Origin of the sequence: Chryseolinea serpens (genome assembly GCF_900129725.1) — a bacterium.
GTDB lineage: Bacteria > Bacteroidota > Bacteroidia > Cytophagales > Cyclobacteriaceae > Chryseolinea > Chryseolinea serpens.
Window position 1 is genome coordinate 273,817 of sequence record NZ_FQWQ01000005.1, and the last position, 15,852, is coordinate 289,668.

Here is a 15,852-nt window from a genome sequence, read left to right on the forward strand (position 1 = left end):
AGGCTAACCCTGGCGGGAAAGCAATATCAAGGCTTGTAGGCCAAGGCTTTGTCGACGATTTGTTCGGGGGTGAGGCCGTCGTATTCTTCGGCAAAGAAATAGTCGCTGGCATTGGGGTCTGGAACGCTCTTTAAAAAAAGCTCGATCAACTCATCATCCTCTTCTTCCGTCTCGGTATCGGCGTTGATAATTTTTCTGGCTAATTCGATGAGGTCTTCCCGGCTTAGTTTTTTTCCTTCCATAATGCTATTTCTTAGTGAACACGCGTTCTAACACAAATGTTTGCGATACTAACGTAATATCCTATTTTTTCATGGAACCCGCTATACCGGACGCCACGCGATATTGAAAATAGTTTTGGAAAACTCAAAAAATGTAGCACTATTCTTTACAAAAAGAATGGCCGGCCCTGTGGGCATGTCGTTTTTTGTAAACAAAGGCTGACCCGCGACCGGTCCTACCCTATTCCTGTATTCTTTTTCTCAGATCTTCCTGCACTTTGCGCCACTCCCCCAGTTCGCCCGTCTCTTCCCATAGCTCCATGATCTCATTGTTTGTTGGCCGCATCACGGTGTCAACGGCCTTGTTGCAGGTAGCATAAAAATCCCTGTCAAATTTCGATCGCAGGTCGTCGGGTTTCAGGGCAATGTTCAGGTTGGGGAAATCTTTTGCGGGCTTTCCGTTTGCCCAGGCCACCACTTCCAGCGCGGCCAATGCCATGCTGGCATCGTGCGCATCGATGTAGTTGGGGGTCAGGACGGCCTGGATACTTTTTTCCAGGAAAGCTTTGTGCGGCTTTTCTTCGAAATCGCCAACCCAGTCCAACGCAATGTCGTTCTCGAAATTTCCGTGTGCCCAGGTGCCCATATTGAAATCAGTTTGTCTTACGTTCTTCAAGCGCCGGAACTCACCCGGTCTTAATTTGATTGTCCAAAGAGGCTGTAGAGAAGGATGGCCAGCACCAATCCACAGATCACGGCCAATGCGATCTTCACTGCGCTATACGGACGCTCTCCCTGCACCTCACCAGTCCGGGCATTCACCAGAAACTGGTATACTTTGTTGTTGTAGCGGTAAGCGCTGATCCACACCGGCAACAAAATGTGTTTAAAGGTTGGATTGCGGTAGGTGGTGTTCACAAAATGGATCATCTGCCGGTCGCCACCGATGTCGCGGCAAATGGTGGAGCGTATTTCGGGCTCCATCCGTTGCTTGGCTTCCGTGTAGCCCTGCTTCACGTCCACGGCATACGTTTCGGTGCGAAAGCCGCTGAGGAATTTGTCGTTGTAGGCCAGCAGATTTTTCAGATCCCACGGTTCGAGCGCCCGGAGCTTGCCCGGGTTGAGCGAGCGCGTGGCTTCGATCAGCAGGTCGTCGAAGGCGTTGCTCACGTTGCCCGACGCGGGATACCATCGCGTCTTGGTCACCTGCCGTGTCCGGGTAACGGTCTTCCCGTTTTCGGTGGTGGTGTAGGATTCGTTCACATAATAATCTTCGCCACGCTGGCCCGTATAACTCGAGGACGTGTTGCAGTCGAACGTCCAGAAGGGGAGGTACATGCCGTTGAGCTTGTCGGCGCTGTCGGCATATTTTTTTAGATCGTTGGGTGCAAACCACAACCGGTTCATCCAGGATTTAAAATTGGCCGAGGCCTTCTGGATGTCGATCCCAAACGGCAGCACATACTGTGGCTTGTGAAGCGTTGAGGTGGTCCCGCTTTTCACCACCAGCGTCGCCGCGCAAAACGGACATTTATCCGAACTGATCCGCGGGTCTAGCGTTGACGTGGCCCCGCAGCTTTCGCACTTCACGGTGGCCACCTCGATCTTTTCCTCGTTGTTGAAATTGCGGGCGAGAAAATCGTCGAGGCCGATCTCTTCGATCTCGTTTTTTACATCCGGTTGTGTGATGGGATTTTGTGCCCCGCAATATTCGCATACGAGGTTGAGTGTGCCGGGCTTGAACTTTAAAATGGCGCCACACCCGGCGCAGGCCAACTCGTTGCTCACCGCCTTGGTGGCTTCCGTAAAATCACTCATGGGACAAACTCATTTTTTTGCGATCGTATTTTCAGAATTCCAGGGCACCCTCTGGATACAATGGAAACATGATGAGCCTATATTTTTTTATTTATTGAGGGGGTAATGGCGGGGGAATTGCGCCAAACAGACTTCCCAGGTCGGGCGTGTCGCTTGCTTTTATCCAACCGGCCATGCCTTGCTTCCACACCAGGGTCTCGCGGGTCAGCGAGCCTTGCTGGGTCATTTGTTGCAGGGCAGCGAGGTTGAACGGGCCTTGTTGCTGGCCGTTGACGGCCACAAAATATTGCACGTTGCTGCCGGGAATTGGCGGGGGACCTTGTGGCGCTTGCTGTTGATTTTGTGCGTTGAAAGCTTGTCCCATTTGTTGGGCCATGGCAAAACCCATGCCCATGCCGATGCCCGCGCCGGCATCGCCACCCGGATTTTTGGCCGCGGCCTCCATGGCATTGGCGGCTTGAAACTGGGCGTATTGATTGAGGTTGCCCAAAATGCCCATGCTGCTGCGCTTGTCGAGGGCTTGTTCCACTTCCGTGGGAAGGGAGATGTTTTCTACCAGGAACTTGGTCACTTCCAAACCGTATTCGCCAAACTCGGGGTTGATCTTGCCGCTGATGAATTTCGAGAGCTCATCATAGTTCGCCGCCAGATCCAGCACGGGTATTTTGCTTTCGCCGATGGCATCCGAAAAGCGCGTCACCACGAGGTTGCGCAGTTGCTCCGTCACTTCGTCGGTGGTGAAGTGGGCTTGTGTGCCCGCGATCTCTTTGATGAATTTCCCGGCGTCGGTGATCTTGATGGCAAACGAACCGAAAGCGCGCAGGCGGATGGGCCCGAACTCGGCGTCGCGCAACATGATGGGGTTTTTGGTACCCCACTTGTTGTCGGTAAAATTTTTCGTGTTCACAAAGAAGATGTCCACCTTGAAGGGGCTGTTGAAGCCATATTTCCATCCGCGCAACGTGGTGAGGATGGGCATGTTCTGGGTGGTGAGCTCGTAGCGGCCGGGCTTGAACACATCGGCGATCTGGCCTTCGTTCACAAACACCGCTACCTGGCTCTCGCGCACCGTGAGTTGTGCGCCGTTCTTGATTTCATCCTGGTAACGCGGAAAACGCCACACCATCGTGTTGTTGCTGTCGTCTTTCCACTCAATAATGTCGATGAGTTCATTTTTAAGCTTATCCCAGAGGCCCATGGTGTTGATCTTTTGGTGATGATTTACATGAAAAGGTAAATAAAAAGAGATTAGCTTGTTTTTCAGTACGCGCCCTTTTTTATTAAATCCTGGGAATTGATAAAAATTTGAAGGATGGGATGGCACACCACATCGGGGCGCAACGACTAAACCCGTATAAACTATGACATGGAAACCCATTTCCCTCGACAAAATAATGAACTTGATCGCTGAGGGGAAGCAGAAATGGAACAGGATATGCTTGCGTTGTGGAATTCGATAAAGATGCCTCCCGAAAAATGGAGCCAGGTGTCGTACCCAGATTCAGGCGATAAATTTTGGGTGGTGGGATGGGGCGGGAAGACCGCTATTTATTATAACGACATCGAGAAGGGTTCAATATTTCCGCCGAGGAAGAAGAAGTGAGTGGTGTCTGAAAAGGAATGTGGGTAGCTGAATTTGTTGGTGAAGAACACCAACAAAGGCGGGCTTTCAAAACCTATGGACATCGCGATGATTCGGGATATGAACAGGACGAACTTCAATGGACGATGATCAAACTTTTGAAATCCAGGAATCTCCAATAAAACCTTGCGTCAGGCCAATGTATGTTTTTCATACATCCTCACACGATCATGCCCATACATCCTGCCGACATTGAAACATGAACAACGTACTGCTCTACAAAGGCTTTAAGGCGAGGATCGAATTCAACGCCGAAGAGAAACTCCTTTCCGGCCGCATCCTGGAGATCGACCGCATGATCACCTTCGAAGGCCGGAGCGCAAAAAAAGTAGAAGCGGCATTCAGGCGTGCCGTTGACGAATATGTATTCACCTGCCAGGGAAGCTGGTGTGAGCTGAATGACATGTTAGAATATTAAGAACGGCTTACATTTCGACCCGCGTAGCCATCTCCCCAAACCGGCATAAGGCGTTGGCCCATTTCATCTGGTCGATCGTGTGACATTCGGGCTCCAGCAACCTGGGAGAAGCCACCAAAATGCAAATGCATTTCGCGCGACTCGTGGCCACGTTGAGGCGATTGGGATTATACAAAAAGCTCATCCCCCGCGGTGCATCTTCCGTCGACGACGCGGTCATGGAATAGATCACCACCGGCGCCTGCTGCCCCTGGAACTTGTCGACCGTGCCGATCTTTACATCCTGTATTTTTTCGCGTAAACCACTAACCTGGGCGTTGTACGGGGCGACAATGAGAATATCATTTTTTGTGAGCGGCGACACCACACCTTCGGCATCGGTCCATGTCGCGCCACGACTCGTCAGCGTTTCCACCAGGTTGGCAATGACCGCGATCTCTTCGTCCGAACGGCTTTGAGATCCTTCATGATCGACAGGAACATAATAAAGTCCACCACCCGTAAACGGTATCGGGCCATGGATCTGTTGACGCTCCAAACCGGGAAGCGATTTCAAACGGCTTTCGTAAAAGAGCTCCGATGTGAACGCACACAGGTTGGGATGCAGGCGTCGTGTTACGCCCAGAAAAATACCGCGGTCGTCGGGAATGGTTTGGTGACCATCCAGCAGGTAGGTGAGGGCGGCCACGTCGCTGCCCTCGGGGTGAGCGCCGCGTTGGGGTTGTTCCAATTGTTGTGGGTCGCCAAGCAGAATAAGGTTGTGCGCCGACGGTGTCGCGGCCAGCACCTGGCTGAGGGACATTTGCCCGGCTTCGTCCACAAATAAATAATCCAATGCCAAAGCAGCTTTCTTATCGGACCAGAGCCATGCCGTCCCACCGACAATTTTTCCCTGGCCCAGCGCCTGGATAACTTCTTCTGTTTTTGTCACTTCCGTGATACCGGACGTTGGCGTTTCGCTTTTGTCTGTCACTTTGTGGACACAGCTCACGGTCAAGTTTTCCTTTGCGGCATGTTCCACCACTTTCTCCAACAGGTTGCGGATCACTTTATGACCCACGGCCGTGACCCCGACTTTTTTCCCGGCGCGCACAAGGGCCAGGATCATGTCGGCGCCGGTGTGAGTTTTGCCAGTGCCCGGAGGCCCTTGAATGGCGAGTACACTTTTATCCAACTGCAGTGCCAGCCGTATAGCGCCTTGCCCGAGATCTTCCTGCGGCAAAAGCAGCGGCCCGGCGACTGGCGTTAACAGTCTTGGTTTTTTCTTTAGCAGCAAATGCTTGGCTGCGCGATGTGGCCACTCGTTGTCGAGACCGTCTTCGATGATGTCGTTGGCCAGGTCCATGATGGAAGTGACGAGCGGGCCGGGGTCGATGCGTTCCATCACGTGCACGGCTTGGGGATGACGGTCGGCCGTCTTTGCGGTCTTCTTGATGTCGATGGTATAGTGACTCAGATGAATGGCATACACGCTGCCGATTTTGGCCCCTTTCACTTCATGCAACTCATCGTCTTCATCCATGCTCACTTCTTGTGGCGGATAGCTGTAGCGGTGCACCGACACCTTCATTTTGGCCGGGGTGATGACGGGCCCGATATACTCCAGTCCGGCGAGCCCTTTTCGTTCTTCCAGCAGGGCTTCCCGGTCCATCTCATGCACGCGAAAATAATCCCACCACGCACTTTTGTCTTCGCGGCGGAAGTAGTCGATCAGGTGAGCCAGCAGCCACTTTCCTTTGTGGACGTCCGTCCAGGTTTCGCGGTCTTCTGGTAGCTTTGCCGTTAGACCTTTGAAAAGAGCCAACGCCCGTGTTTGAATGTCACGAACGTTATCGCTCGCCTCACCTGTCTTTACCTCAGGGCGGCCGATGGAGACGCCGCCAGCCACCGCTTCGCCTCGGAGTACTTCGAGCCAAAGGTGCAGGGCTTGCGTGGCGCGACAGTCGTCTTCGTTATAGCGCTCCACCACTTCACGGATGTCATTCGAGAGCGCGGGCACTTCGTTGAGTTCCAGTGCGCGTTCCAATGCCCGGCGACAAGCGCTGGCGGTGGGCAACTCGATGTCGCGTTGATAGGTTGTAAATTTTTCCAGGTCCTTCAGCGAATAGTGCTCCACACTCGCTTTCAGACTTTCGCGGATCACCATGTGGAGATCGATGAACCGCTCGGCCCGCAACAACTGGTCTACTTCGTCGGCGCGTGTGCTGTGGCGGCTGGCCAGGCGTTTGATGGCGCCGGGTTCGTAAATGCCGTAGTGATAGATATAGAAGTTGGGATGACGCCGCCACCGCTCCATCACCACGTCGATGAATTGTTCAAAGATTTTTTTCTCCGTCGCGACGTCCATCGCCCATTGGGCGCGATAGGTCAGCGTTCCGGTGTCGTCCTGGAAAGCATAGCCCAACAAATATTCCAGGCCGCCGTTGCCGAAGAAGGGATCGCCTTCGATATCGAAATACACGTCGCCTTTGTTGGGTTCGGGCAGGCGGAAAAAACCGCGTCCGGGTTCGGGGGTCAGGGTTTTGTAGAGGAGCTTGTCCTGCACGCGTCCCTCCCATTGAATGAGGGCCTGATCGTGCAGCGAGACATAGGCTTCTGCGTTTCCCCGCTTTGGTTTTTCGGGCAGGGGCAAGGTCAATTGCGCAAATTGTTCCAGCGTGTCGATCTGTTGATGCTGCAACTCCTGGCGGTGGGCCGTGCGGATGCCGGCGATCAGCGACAAGTGATCGTCGTCGTGACGCCGGGTATCGCAATGTTTCCACCAGCGACAAATGGCGCAGTGTGTGACGGGATCGGGATAGATGTTCAATGCGGGACCGAGCATGACCGCTTCGAAATTTTTGCGGATCAAAGTATAGTAGGCCCGGAAATCGGTAAACAAAAATTCTTCTGTAGGGAAATCATCCCCCGGCTTCACCACGTACATTTTCCACGGCGTGTGGCCTTGCAACCGCGCCAACAGGTCCGTATAGAGACACAGTTGCAGGATGGTGCCGGCGCGGGTGTTTTGAGAAAGCTTGGTATCCAGCACTTCATAGGACCAATCACCAAACCGGCTGGTGCCGGGAATTTTCAGAAGGATGTCGGCCTTACCGTTCCAGACGCCTTCCGACAGTGTCGCTTGCGTGATGACGTCCACCCCTGTGGCCATGGCTTTTACCGTTTCTTCCGTCGGTTTGTTTTTCAGGTCGACGATGGTGAGTCCCTTTTGGCGCAGATGTTCCACGTAGGCGGCTTCATGTTGTTCGCCACGTTTGGCCAATACGGCCAAGGCGGGGTCGAACCAGTCGGGCTTTGCCAGTTCTTTGTTGGCGACAGCGCGATCGAGTTGCGAGAGGTGTTTGCAGCCGAGATAGTTGGAAAGATCGGTAGCCGCTAAAAATAAAATACCGGAAACGTTACGCATGCGAAAAAATAGTAAATGAATCGGAACATTCCATCACAAATCCTTGCTGTGGATTCAGGATGAATAAACGATGAAGGGTGGGTTAAGTTAGGGATATTTTGAGCAGGAGGAAAGTTCGGCGATGAGTGACTTCCGCCGGCGTGCGGGGCTACCTTTGTGGAACAACCAGAAGCAACACCACATTGAGTACGATCAGCAATACAATTCGAACGCCGATGCGCACGTAAAATAAATCCTTTTTTTTCTGATAGCGTACGAACGAAACAATCAAAGTAACCAACCCTGAAAATGCGCCAATGAGGAATATTTCCTGGCCGCCGATATAACGGAACAGAAAGTAGACTGCGGAGAATACCAGAACACCCATCGAGCCGCCAGCCAGAAGAAAAGTCCCCAGGAGCCTCAAAACGGATGTCTGCGCATAAGCCGATTTGTTGAATATATCCCGCAGGGCGATGCCATTAAAATAGAACACTCCCAGGAACTGATAAAAAAGGGCCAGAACGATGGAGGCACAGAACGGGATGATGGCCGTCTTCCATTCAAAAATTTCCAGGAAAATGCCACCAAGGAAAAGGGTGGCGAACAGCGCTTCGAATTTTTTCATAAGAACAAGATCAATACAATCGTTTGGCGACCTGCGGCGTCTTCAAGCTCACCCAAAAAATATGCAACGGCTCGTCGGGTTTGGTCGTGCCATCGTGGTTGGCATCCTGTCTTGCGAAAATATACATCACATCATTTTTCGGATCGTATTGCGAGCGCACAGCCGAATAGTCGGCGGGAAGAAGCTGAACTTTTTGCGCGGCGGTCGCATCGAAATAATAAAACCGGCGCAGGTCCTTGCGGTTGATGAGTGTGTCCTGATTGGTATCGGCGTCGTACACAGACACGAGATAGTAGTTTCGTGTGATGGGCTTCTCATACAAGGAATCCTGGATGAACGAAGGATAGTACAACGACTTCACCAACACGGGTTGCTCGAATAGCAGGTTCAACTTCTCGGCTTTAAGATCGTAGTGAGCGACGTTAAGCAAATTGTAACCATAGAGCAGGTCCAAGCCTGGCATATAATGTTCTTCACGGTCGCTTTCATAGTCATACGAGCGTTTCCCATAGAGGTAATCATCGGTATTATAGCTCTTTGTAGCGGCAGGCCGCCGGTCTTTATAGATCGTCACCAGCCGGTGTTCGTCAAGGCCGGTCAGCAAGACCTCATGGGGTGTGATGGGAATTTGGCCAGGGGTCGTATTGCCTTGTATGGAATTTACAAGATTGGAGTCAGGCTTTACTTCGGCAGGACTTTCAATGCGGATCTGTTCTTCCTTTGCGTCCCGTTTCCGGGGAGAGCACCCTTGCGCCAGCAAAAGCGCGAAGACGAGAATGGACAATAAAAACGGAGGGTGGGCGATAGTTACTTTAAAACGATGCGTCATGAAATTTAAGATTCGGTACAAGCCATTGTCCCGACAAGATAACATTCATCGCCAAACATTTAAGTGTCCGTTAAATTTTATTGACGCGAGCACGCAATCTTTTCACAAAATCTTCATCCCCGGAACATGAATTTCCGTACACTCTCGCGATAAAGCTTACCCTTAAAATTTGTACATTGTTAAAAAAACTATCTCTTATGAAAATGAAGTCTCTCTTTAGTGTTTTGGCTGTGATGAGCCTGTCGCTCACAGCCTTCTCGCAAACCTTGGTCACGCAAGTACAACCGGCCGGTAACAAGAAATGGGGATACGCCAATCTGAAAGGCGACCTCATCATCCCTGCAGAATATGAAAAATGCTATCAGTTTTCGGCCGATGGCTGGGCACCCATCTACGACAAGGATGCCAAACAATATTATTTCATCAACCTGAAAGGCGAGAAACTGAATTCGGAAGTAAAAAAGTTTAAACTCATAGACGGTTTGGGCTTCGATCTCAAAGGTTTTGAAGACGGACTGGTGCCCGTCAGGGTCGAGGACAAATGGGGATATCTCAACACAAATGGCAAGCTCGCCATCCCTGCCAAGTATGACCACGTGACCGACTTCGACGACGGCTTCGTGCCTGTGGAACTAGGCGAGAAACATTTTATCCTCAACACCCAAGGCGAAGAAATACCGGTTGACGCCAGCGTCATAGACGTGAAAGGCTTTTCCGAAAACCTGGCCCCCTGCAAAACCGCCGATAAAAAAGCAGGTTTCCTGGGCACCAATGGAAAGATTGCCATCGCCCCACAATTCGAGAGCGTAGGCTACTTTAAAGGTGGCCTGGCCTGGGCAAAAACATTTGACAAAAAAGTGGGCTACATCAACACAAAAGGCGATTGGGTCATTAAGCCGACATTTGATACCGGCAAAGATTTCGATCCCAAAAGCGGCATGGCCCGCGTAAAGGATGCCAGCGGATGGGCCTACGTGAACACCTCCGGCAACGTGATGAAAGTGCCCGACACCGACCTCTGGGGAGATTTCTCCAACGGCTTGGCCCAAGGTCGCAAAAACGGCAAAGTAGGCTTCTTCAACACCAAGGGCGAGTGGGCCATCCAACCCCAGTTTGACGGCTCCCGCGATTTTGTGAACGGCTATGCCGCCGCCAAGCAAGGCGAACTGTGGGGCATCATCGACGAATCGGGCAACTGGGTGATCCAACCGAAGTTCGACCACATCAAGGATATGGAGCTGGTGAAGTAATTCACGGGTAGACCAAGTATAGGAAAATGTAGCGGTGAAGGTTCGCCGCTACATTTTTTTTGTCGGGAAGGATACCTTTCATTTGCAAAGGGATTCACCCCCAGGCGAATGAGGAACCTGAACATTTTCAAGAAGCTGTTCTTTTCGCATACCATCATCGGGTTGCTGGCCATCGTCATGTTGTCGGCCATCGTCTATGTGCTGGTGGGTGAGATCCTCATTCAACGCACGCTCGACCAGTTGTCGTCCATCAACATCCTGAAGAAGGAGCTCATCGAGAACCACTTCTTCCGCTCGCAACAAAACCTGGAAGCACTTTCGCTGGAAGATAAATTCCTGCATGTGCACCACCGCCTGGTCCAGACAAAACAAGCGGAGCGCGATCACGACCTGTCCGACCTCTACAACATCTGCCGCCTCTACAACTTCCGCAACCTTCACCTGTTCGACGCCGATCACACACAACTGTTCAGCACCGACAGCACCATGTATCCCGACGGCCTCATGCAACGCGTCGAGACCGTGGTGGCCAAGGAGCCCAACCGCCTCTGGATCATCGACGCCTCGCCGGCCATTGGCGACAAACAAACTTTTCTTTTTTATTATGTGCCTATCCTGGAAGACCAGAAACGGGTGGGCATTGTGCTGGTGCAAGAGAACTTCGAAAAGATCCAGCGCATTTTGCTGGAGACCACCGGCATGGGCAGCACGGGGGAATCCTACATCGTGGGCGACGACTATGTGATGCGCTCGACGTCGCGCTTCCGGTTGGACGCCCCTCCCGGATCGGTGCGTGTGGAGACCGACGCAGCGCGGAACTCGTTCAAACAAGGGTCGGGCCGCGGCATCGTGACGGACTATCGCGGCGAGCGCGCCCTGAGTGTTTATCGCGCGGCCGATGTGCCGGGACTGACGTGGGCCATCATTTCGGAGATCGACCTGAGCGAGGCGATGGAGCCGATCATACGGCTGCGCAATTATCTCATCGCCATCACGCTCATCGTGCTGCTCTTCATTGTGGTGGTCACCTATTTTGTTTCCAACGCCATCGCGCGGCCCATCCTGCAATTGCGAGAGATCATCGTCACGTTGTCCAAAGGCATGATCCCTTCGGGAAGCCGGCACATCACATCGTCGGATGAGGTGGGGCAAATGGCCAACGCGATCTATCAGCTCACGGAAGGGCTGGAGCGCACCACCACCTTTGCCAAGGAGATCGGGGCGGGAAATTTCAATACGACCTTCACCACGCTCAGCGACAAGGATGCGCTGGGTCTGGCACTCATCCACATGCGCGATGCCTTGCGCAGCATGAATGAGCGCGAATTGAAAAGCGCACGCGAACGGGCCGCCGCCCTGCTGGAAGGCCAGGAGAACGAGCGCCGCCGCATCATCAAAGATCTGCACGACGGCGTAGGACAATTGCTCACCGCCATCCGCATGCGCGTAGACGCCCTCGACGGCAGCACCGTGTGGAAAGAAGAGATCAAAGGCCACATCAACGACACCATTGCCGAAGTGAAGCGCATTTCCTACAACGTGATGCCCCAGGCGCTGGTGGACTTTGGCCTGGAGGCGGCCTTGAAAGGGTTGTGCGACAACGTGAGAAAATATGCAACGTTCACCATCGACTTCCGCTACATCAAAGAGTTCGAGCACTCCCTCAATTTTGAAGTGAACATCGCCCTCTTCCGCGTCGCCCAGGAAGGCCTCAACAATGTGGTGAAACACGCCCAGGCCACCCACGTGAACCTGCACCTGCTCGACAACGAAGACGAGGTCTACATGCTGCTGGAAGACGATGGCAAAGGCTTTGACATGCACGCCGCAGCTCACCAGGGAGGCCAGGGCCTGCGCAATATCAAAGAGCGGGCAAAGCTGCTCGACGGCAGCGCCGAAATACACTCCTCCCCCGGCGAAGGCACGGTGGTGGAAGTGCACATTCCGGTTGTCTAACTTATAGCGTACCTTAGTGAACTTGATCTTCCGCTTATGAATAACATCCGATTGCTGCTGGCCGACGACCACCCGCTGATCCGCGCGGGATTCAAATCCATGCTCGTCAAAAACGAGCGCTTCGAGATTGTGGGCGAAGCTGAAAATGGTACCGACCTGCTCACCCTCACGGCCGAGCTGTCGCCCGACATGATCCTGACCGACATCAGCATGCCGGGGATGAATGGCCTGGAGGCGTTGCAGAAAGTGAAAAAGCAATACCCCGCCATCAAGTGCATCGTGCTGAGCATGCACGAGGAACGCGAATACATCATGAACGCCCTGAAAACCGGCGCCGAAGGCTACTTGCTGAAAAGCATCGAAGGACCCGAGCTGGAAAAGGCCATCCTGGTGGTATTTAATGGTGGCAAATATTTCAGCCCCCTCATCACGTCCATCCTGGCCGACTCCGTGGCCCGCCCCGAACTCCCTGAAGTGGGAGATATAACGCCCCGCGAAAAAGAGGTGCTGGAATTGGTAGCCCAGGGCAAAAGCACCAAACAGATCGCCGACCTGTTGGGCATCAGCATCCGCACGGTGGAGTCGCACCGCATCAACATGTTGAAGAAAATGAAAGTGAACAACACCGCCGAGCTCATCCGCAAGGCCATCGAAATGAAGATCCTGTCCTGACATCCGGGTAAACCCTGAGCCGCGTTTCCGTGAAAATCATAGGGCCCAAATGGTACATATCCTGAAGGAAGCCTCTGCCCACGCGCCGTTTATTTGTACAAGAGCAAATAAACCGTGTTATGAAAAAGCGACTGAACGTGTGGACGAAGACCATGGCCCTGGTGGCCTTATTTGTGGCAAGTGTTTCCTTCGCCAACGCACAAACGGGCAACGACCCGGCATGGCCCATCTCTAAGGACGTGCAAAAAGTAGCCAATCAAAAAAGCCTGAATGACCCCAGCCTGCGCCGGTCTCACATCCGCGCGAAATCGCTGGATGCACACTGGTTTGTTTCCAAGAGAGCTACCAAAGCGTCGCGCGAAAGCATGATGGCCAAAGGCAATGTGGCTTCGACCGGAACACCTCTGTGGGTCAACGCCAAGGGTGTTCAGCACATCGGCCGATAATTGAGAAAGTTTCTGTAAGTTTTAGGTACACAGGGAGAGGGAATCCCCACCGCTCGCACGGTGGGTGATTCCCAATTTTTTTTGTGGGATATCAAATCTTTGCCCGCCCAGGCTCGTTCATAACAGTTGGAATTTTGGTATTTTTGACCATATCAGTTCCAATCGGCCTTTCACCCAAAATAGAATAGAGCATGAACGACGTGATGCCCAAGCCGGATCATAAATACAATGCCGTGGCGGAGCGCATTGAAGCGCTTATCGAAAAAAATGTGCTGAAGGTTGGCGACAAATTGTTGTCGGTCCGCGCCCTCAGCAAAGAACAGGGCATTAGCCTGAGCACGGCGTTCCAGGCCTATTATTTATTGGAGAGCAAGGGCCTGGTGGAAGCCCGGCCGCAATCGGGATATTATGTGAAATACTCCCCCGAGCATGTGCTCGACCTGCCCCGCACCAGCGAACCTCCCGACGATGCCCTTCCCGTTACCATCGACGATATGATCAACAGCGTCTACGTCGACCTCAACTCGCGTACGCTCTTGAATTTCTCTATGGCCGCACCCGCCATCGAGTTGTTGCCCACGGCGAAGCTCAACAAGGCGGTGACCCACGTGCTGCGCGAATCAAAAACAAGCTGCCTGCACTACGAACATATCCAGGGCAACGTGGCCTTGCGAAAACAAATTGCGCGACAGGCATTTAATTGGGGAGGCACACCGAGCGAGAACGACATCGTGGTGACGGCCGGTTGCGTGGAGGCCCTGTCGCTTTGCATTAAAGCCATCACCAATGCGGGCGATGCTATCGCGATCGAGAGCCCGACGTACTTTGCTATTTTCCAGGTGATGCAAAGTCATGGGCTGAAGGTGGTGGAGATCCCTACGGACCCCGTGTTGGGGTTGGACATCGACTACCTCGAGCAAGCCATTCCCCGATTTAACATCAAGGCCTGCCTGGTGGTGAGCAACTTCAACAATCCCCTGGGAAGTTGCATGCCCGATGACCGCAAGAAGCGGCTGGTGGACATGCTCGCCAAAAAAGAAATTCCACTGATCGAAGACGACATTTACGGCGAGCTCTACTTTGGTAAAACCCGCCCCAAGACCTGCAAGAGTTTTGACAAAAAAGGACTCGTGTTGCATTGTGCGTCTTTCTCCAAATCGCTGGCCCCGGGCTATCGCATCGGTTGGGCCATCCCCGGCAAGTTCAAAGACAAAGTGATCCGCCTCAAGCGCATGCACACCGTCTCCACCAACACCTTGGCCCAGGCCGCCGTGGCCGACTTCCTCAGCAAAGGCCGCTTCGAGTTGCACCTCCGCCACTTGCGCAAGGCACTCCACACCCAGGCCCTCCGTTATGTGCAGGCGGTCTGTGAGTATTTTCCCGAAGACACCTGCATCTCGCGTCCGCAAGGAGGCTTCACGCTGTGGATCGAGATGAACAAAAAAATAAATGCGTATAAGCTTCACAAACGCGCACTAAAACATAACATCGGCATTGCCCCCGGCCAGATCTTTTCTTCGCAGGGAAGATTCGAGAATTGCTTCCGCATCAGCTATGGCGAGCCGTGGAACCCAAAAATCGAAGAGGGCCTGAAGACGCTGGGCAAGTTGATGCGCGAGTGGAGATAAGGCCCGTTAACTTTTCTTTGGAACAAGCGATTTTATAAACCGCTTCGATGTTTCTGCATAGCCGTGCTTGAGATAAAAATCATGCGTAAGCAGTCGTCGCATGTTGCTGGTCACCTCCACCGAAGTACACCCCTGGGCCACCAGAAATTTTTCAGTCTCCGCCAGCATGTATTGACCGATGCCTTGGCCGCGCACCCGCTCAAGCACACAAAAAGCAGTGATGCGTCCCATCCTACCGGGCGAGTGAAAGATCTGAAACCAATGCAAGGAAATGAATCCAACCACTTCGCCTTCTACTTCACAGACGAGCAACCGGTATGTTTCGGCACTGTAGGTTTCAATTTTGCCAACCACAAAATCCAGGTTCTCCTGCGGCGGCGGATACCCCAGCTGTGTAAGCAAAACCGCCAGTGCCGCAGCGTCTGTCCGAATGGCTTGACGAATCTTCATAAGATGAATGTAAGTAAATCGGTGCGCCTTAATTGCAGTAAACGGAAATGTAAAAAATGTGTTCGGCATAGCCGTCATCATGTCCTACTTGCCGAAGCACAGAAGTTATGATGATCGTGTATAAACCCAGGTTAGGCTTGGTCTATGCACACATTATCCGTGATTCAACTTTCTTGGAAAAAGGGGCGAGCTCAAGACGTTAAACCGAATAAGCCCGTAGGGCTTCCCCATCATAACGCCCGGTGCAACCGGGCGAAGCGAGTCCATGTATTTCAACCCGCCTAGGCGGGTTACCCTTAGTGTGGGAATCTATTCGTGGTCGCAAATATATTAGTGTGAATGTTCTAGGGTGCCAAATTGTGTGGGTTCCATCGAAGATTCAGGGTGTGGTATGCTGAGTACGAGTAAATCGAGATTCGGAAGCATAATGGTGTGAATCGGATCTGCAAGGAGACCCTTCGAAAGGTAACCCCGCTGGGGTTTGTTATATATAGTCGCTGTTCGCCCGG

The 15,852-nt window shown here is 52.7% G+C and carries 14 protein-coding genes; 6 read left to right on the forward strand and 8 right to left on the reverse strand.

Annotation, left to right across the window (positions count from 1 at the left end; all coding sequences use genetic code 11):
• Positions 1-26 precede the first annotated feature (26 nt).
• The 4 genes from BUB30_RS29200 to BUB30_RS29215 form a co-directional block, all read right to left on the reverse strand.
• Positions 27-242 carry a bacteriocin immunity protein gene (locus BUB30_RS29200; protein WP_073141748.1) on the reverse strand — a complete coding sequence of 72 codons (216 nt, stop codon included), beginning with the start codon at positions 240-242 and terminating at the stop codon, positions 27-29.
• 220 nt (positions 243-462) lie between these two features.
• Positions 463-867 carry a DUF4259 domain-containing protein gene (locus tag BUB30_RS29205; RefSeq protein WP_073141749.1) on the reverse strand — a complete coding sequence of 135 codons (405 nt, stop codon included), beginning with the start codon at positions 865-867 and terminating at the stop codon, positions 463-465.
• Between the two features lie 50 nt (positions 868-917).
• Positions 918-2,039 carry a TFIIB-type zinc ribbon-containing protein gene (locus BUB30_RS29210; RefSeq protein ID WP_073141751.1) on the reverse strand — a complete coding sequence of 374 codons (1,122 nt, stop codon included), beginning with the start codon at positions 2,037-2,039 and terminating at the stop codon, positions 918-920.
• A 91-nt stretch (positions 2,040-2,130) separates the two neighbouring features.
• Positions 2,131-3,237: an SPFH domain-containing protein gene (locus BUB30_RS29215; protein ID WP_073141753.1), complete on the reverse strand. Its 1,107-nt coding sequence runs from the start codon at positions 3,235-3,237 to the stop codon at positions 2,131-2,133.
• Positions 3,238-3,880: 643 nt separating this feature from the next.
• Between BUB30_RS29215 and BUB30_RS29225 the strand changes: the two genes are divergently transcribed.
• On the forward strand, positions 3,881-4,099 hold the full coding sequence (locus tag BUB30_RS29225; RefSeq protein ID WP_073141757.1) for a hypothetical protein: 219 nt from the start codon (positions 3,881-3,883) through the stop codon (positions 4,097-4,099).
• Positions 4,100-4,106: 7 nt separating this feature from the next.
• On the opposite strand, the gene BUB30_RS29230 is transcribed toward BUB30_RS29225, so the two are convergent.
• The 3 genes from BUB30_RS29230 to BUB30_RS29240 all read right to left on the reverse strand — a co-directional run bounded on the left by BUB30_RS29230 (position 4,107) and on the right by BUB30_RS29240 (position 8,941).
• A complete protein-coding gene (locus BUB30_RS29230) occupies positions 4,107-7,505 on the reverse strand; it encodes a TM0106 family RecB-like putative nuclease (RefSeq protein ID WP_073141759.1) in 3,399 nt (1,132 codons plus the stop codon).
• 148 nt (positions 7,506-7,653) lie between these two features.
• A complete protein-coding gene (locus BUB30_RS29235; protein WP_073141761.1) occupies positions 7,654-8,112 on the reverse strand; it encodes a hypothetical protein in 459 nt (152 codons plus the stop codon).
• Positions 8,113-8,122: 10 nt separating this feature from the next.
• The gene (locus tag BUB30_RS29240; RefSeq protein ID WP_073141763.1) at positions 8,123-8,941 is read right to left on the reverse strand and encodes a hypothetical protein; all 819 of its coding nucleotides are present in this window, start codon (positions 8,939-8,941) and stop codon (positions 8,123-8,125) included.
• A 197-nt stretch (positions 8,942-9,138) separates the two neighbouring features.
• On the opposite strand from BUB30_RS29240, the gene BUB30_RS29245 reads away from it, so the two are divergent.
• From BUB30_RS29245 to BUB30_RS29265, 5 genes are all read left to right on the forward strand, one after another.
• Positions 9,139-10,191, forward strand: a complete 1,053-nt coding sequence (locus BUB30_RS29245; RefSeq protein ID WP_073141765.1) for a WG repeat-containing protein — start codon at positions 9,139-9,141, stop codon at positions 10,189-10,191.
• A 108-nt stretch (positions 10,192-10,299) separates the two neighbouring features.
• Positions 10,300-12,147 carry a sensor histidine kinase gene (locus BUB30_RS29250; protein WP_073141766.1) on the forward strand — a complete coding sequence of 616 codons (1,848 nt, stop codon included), beginning with the start codon at positions 10,300-10,302 and terminating at the stop codon, positions 12,145-12,147.
• A gap of 36 nt (positions 12,148-12,183) precedes the next feature.
• The gene (locus tag BUB30_RS29255; protein WP_073141768.1) at positions 12,184-12,819 is read left to right on the forward strand and encodes a response regulator; all 636 of its coding nucleotides are present in this window, start codon (positions 12,184-12,186) and stop codon (positions 12,817-12,819) included.
• 119 nt (positions 12,820-12,938) lie between these two features.
• On the forward strand, positions 12,939-13,265 hold the full coding sequence (locus BUB30_RS29260) for a hypothetical protein (protein ID WP_073141769.1): 327 nt from the start codon (positions 12,939-12,941) through the stop codon (positions 13,263-13,265).
• 191 nt (positions 13,266-13,456) lie between these two features.
• Positions 13,457-14,893 carry an aminotransferase-like domain-containing protein gene (locus tag BUB30_RS29265; protein WP_084138457.1) on the forward strand — a complete coding sequence of 479 codons (1,437 nt, stop codon included), beginning with the start codon at positions 13,457-13,459 and terminating at the stop codon, positions 14,891-14,893.
• Positions 14,894-14,899: 6 nt separating this feature from the next.
• On the opposite strand, the gene BUB30_RS29270 is transcribed toward BUB30_RS29265, so the two are convergent.
• Positions 14,900-15,343: a GNAT family N-acetyltransferase gene (locus tag BUB30_RS29270; RefSeq protein WP_073141770.1), complete on the reverse strand. Its 444-nt coding sequence runs from the start codon at positions 15,341-15,343 to the stop codon at positions 14,900-14,902.
• Between the last annotated feature and the right edge of the window lie 509 nt (positions 15,344-15,852).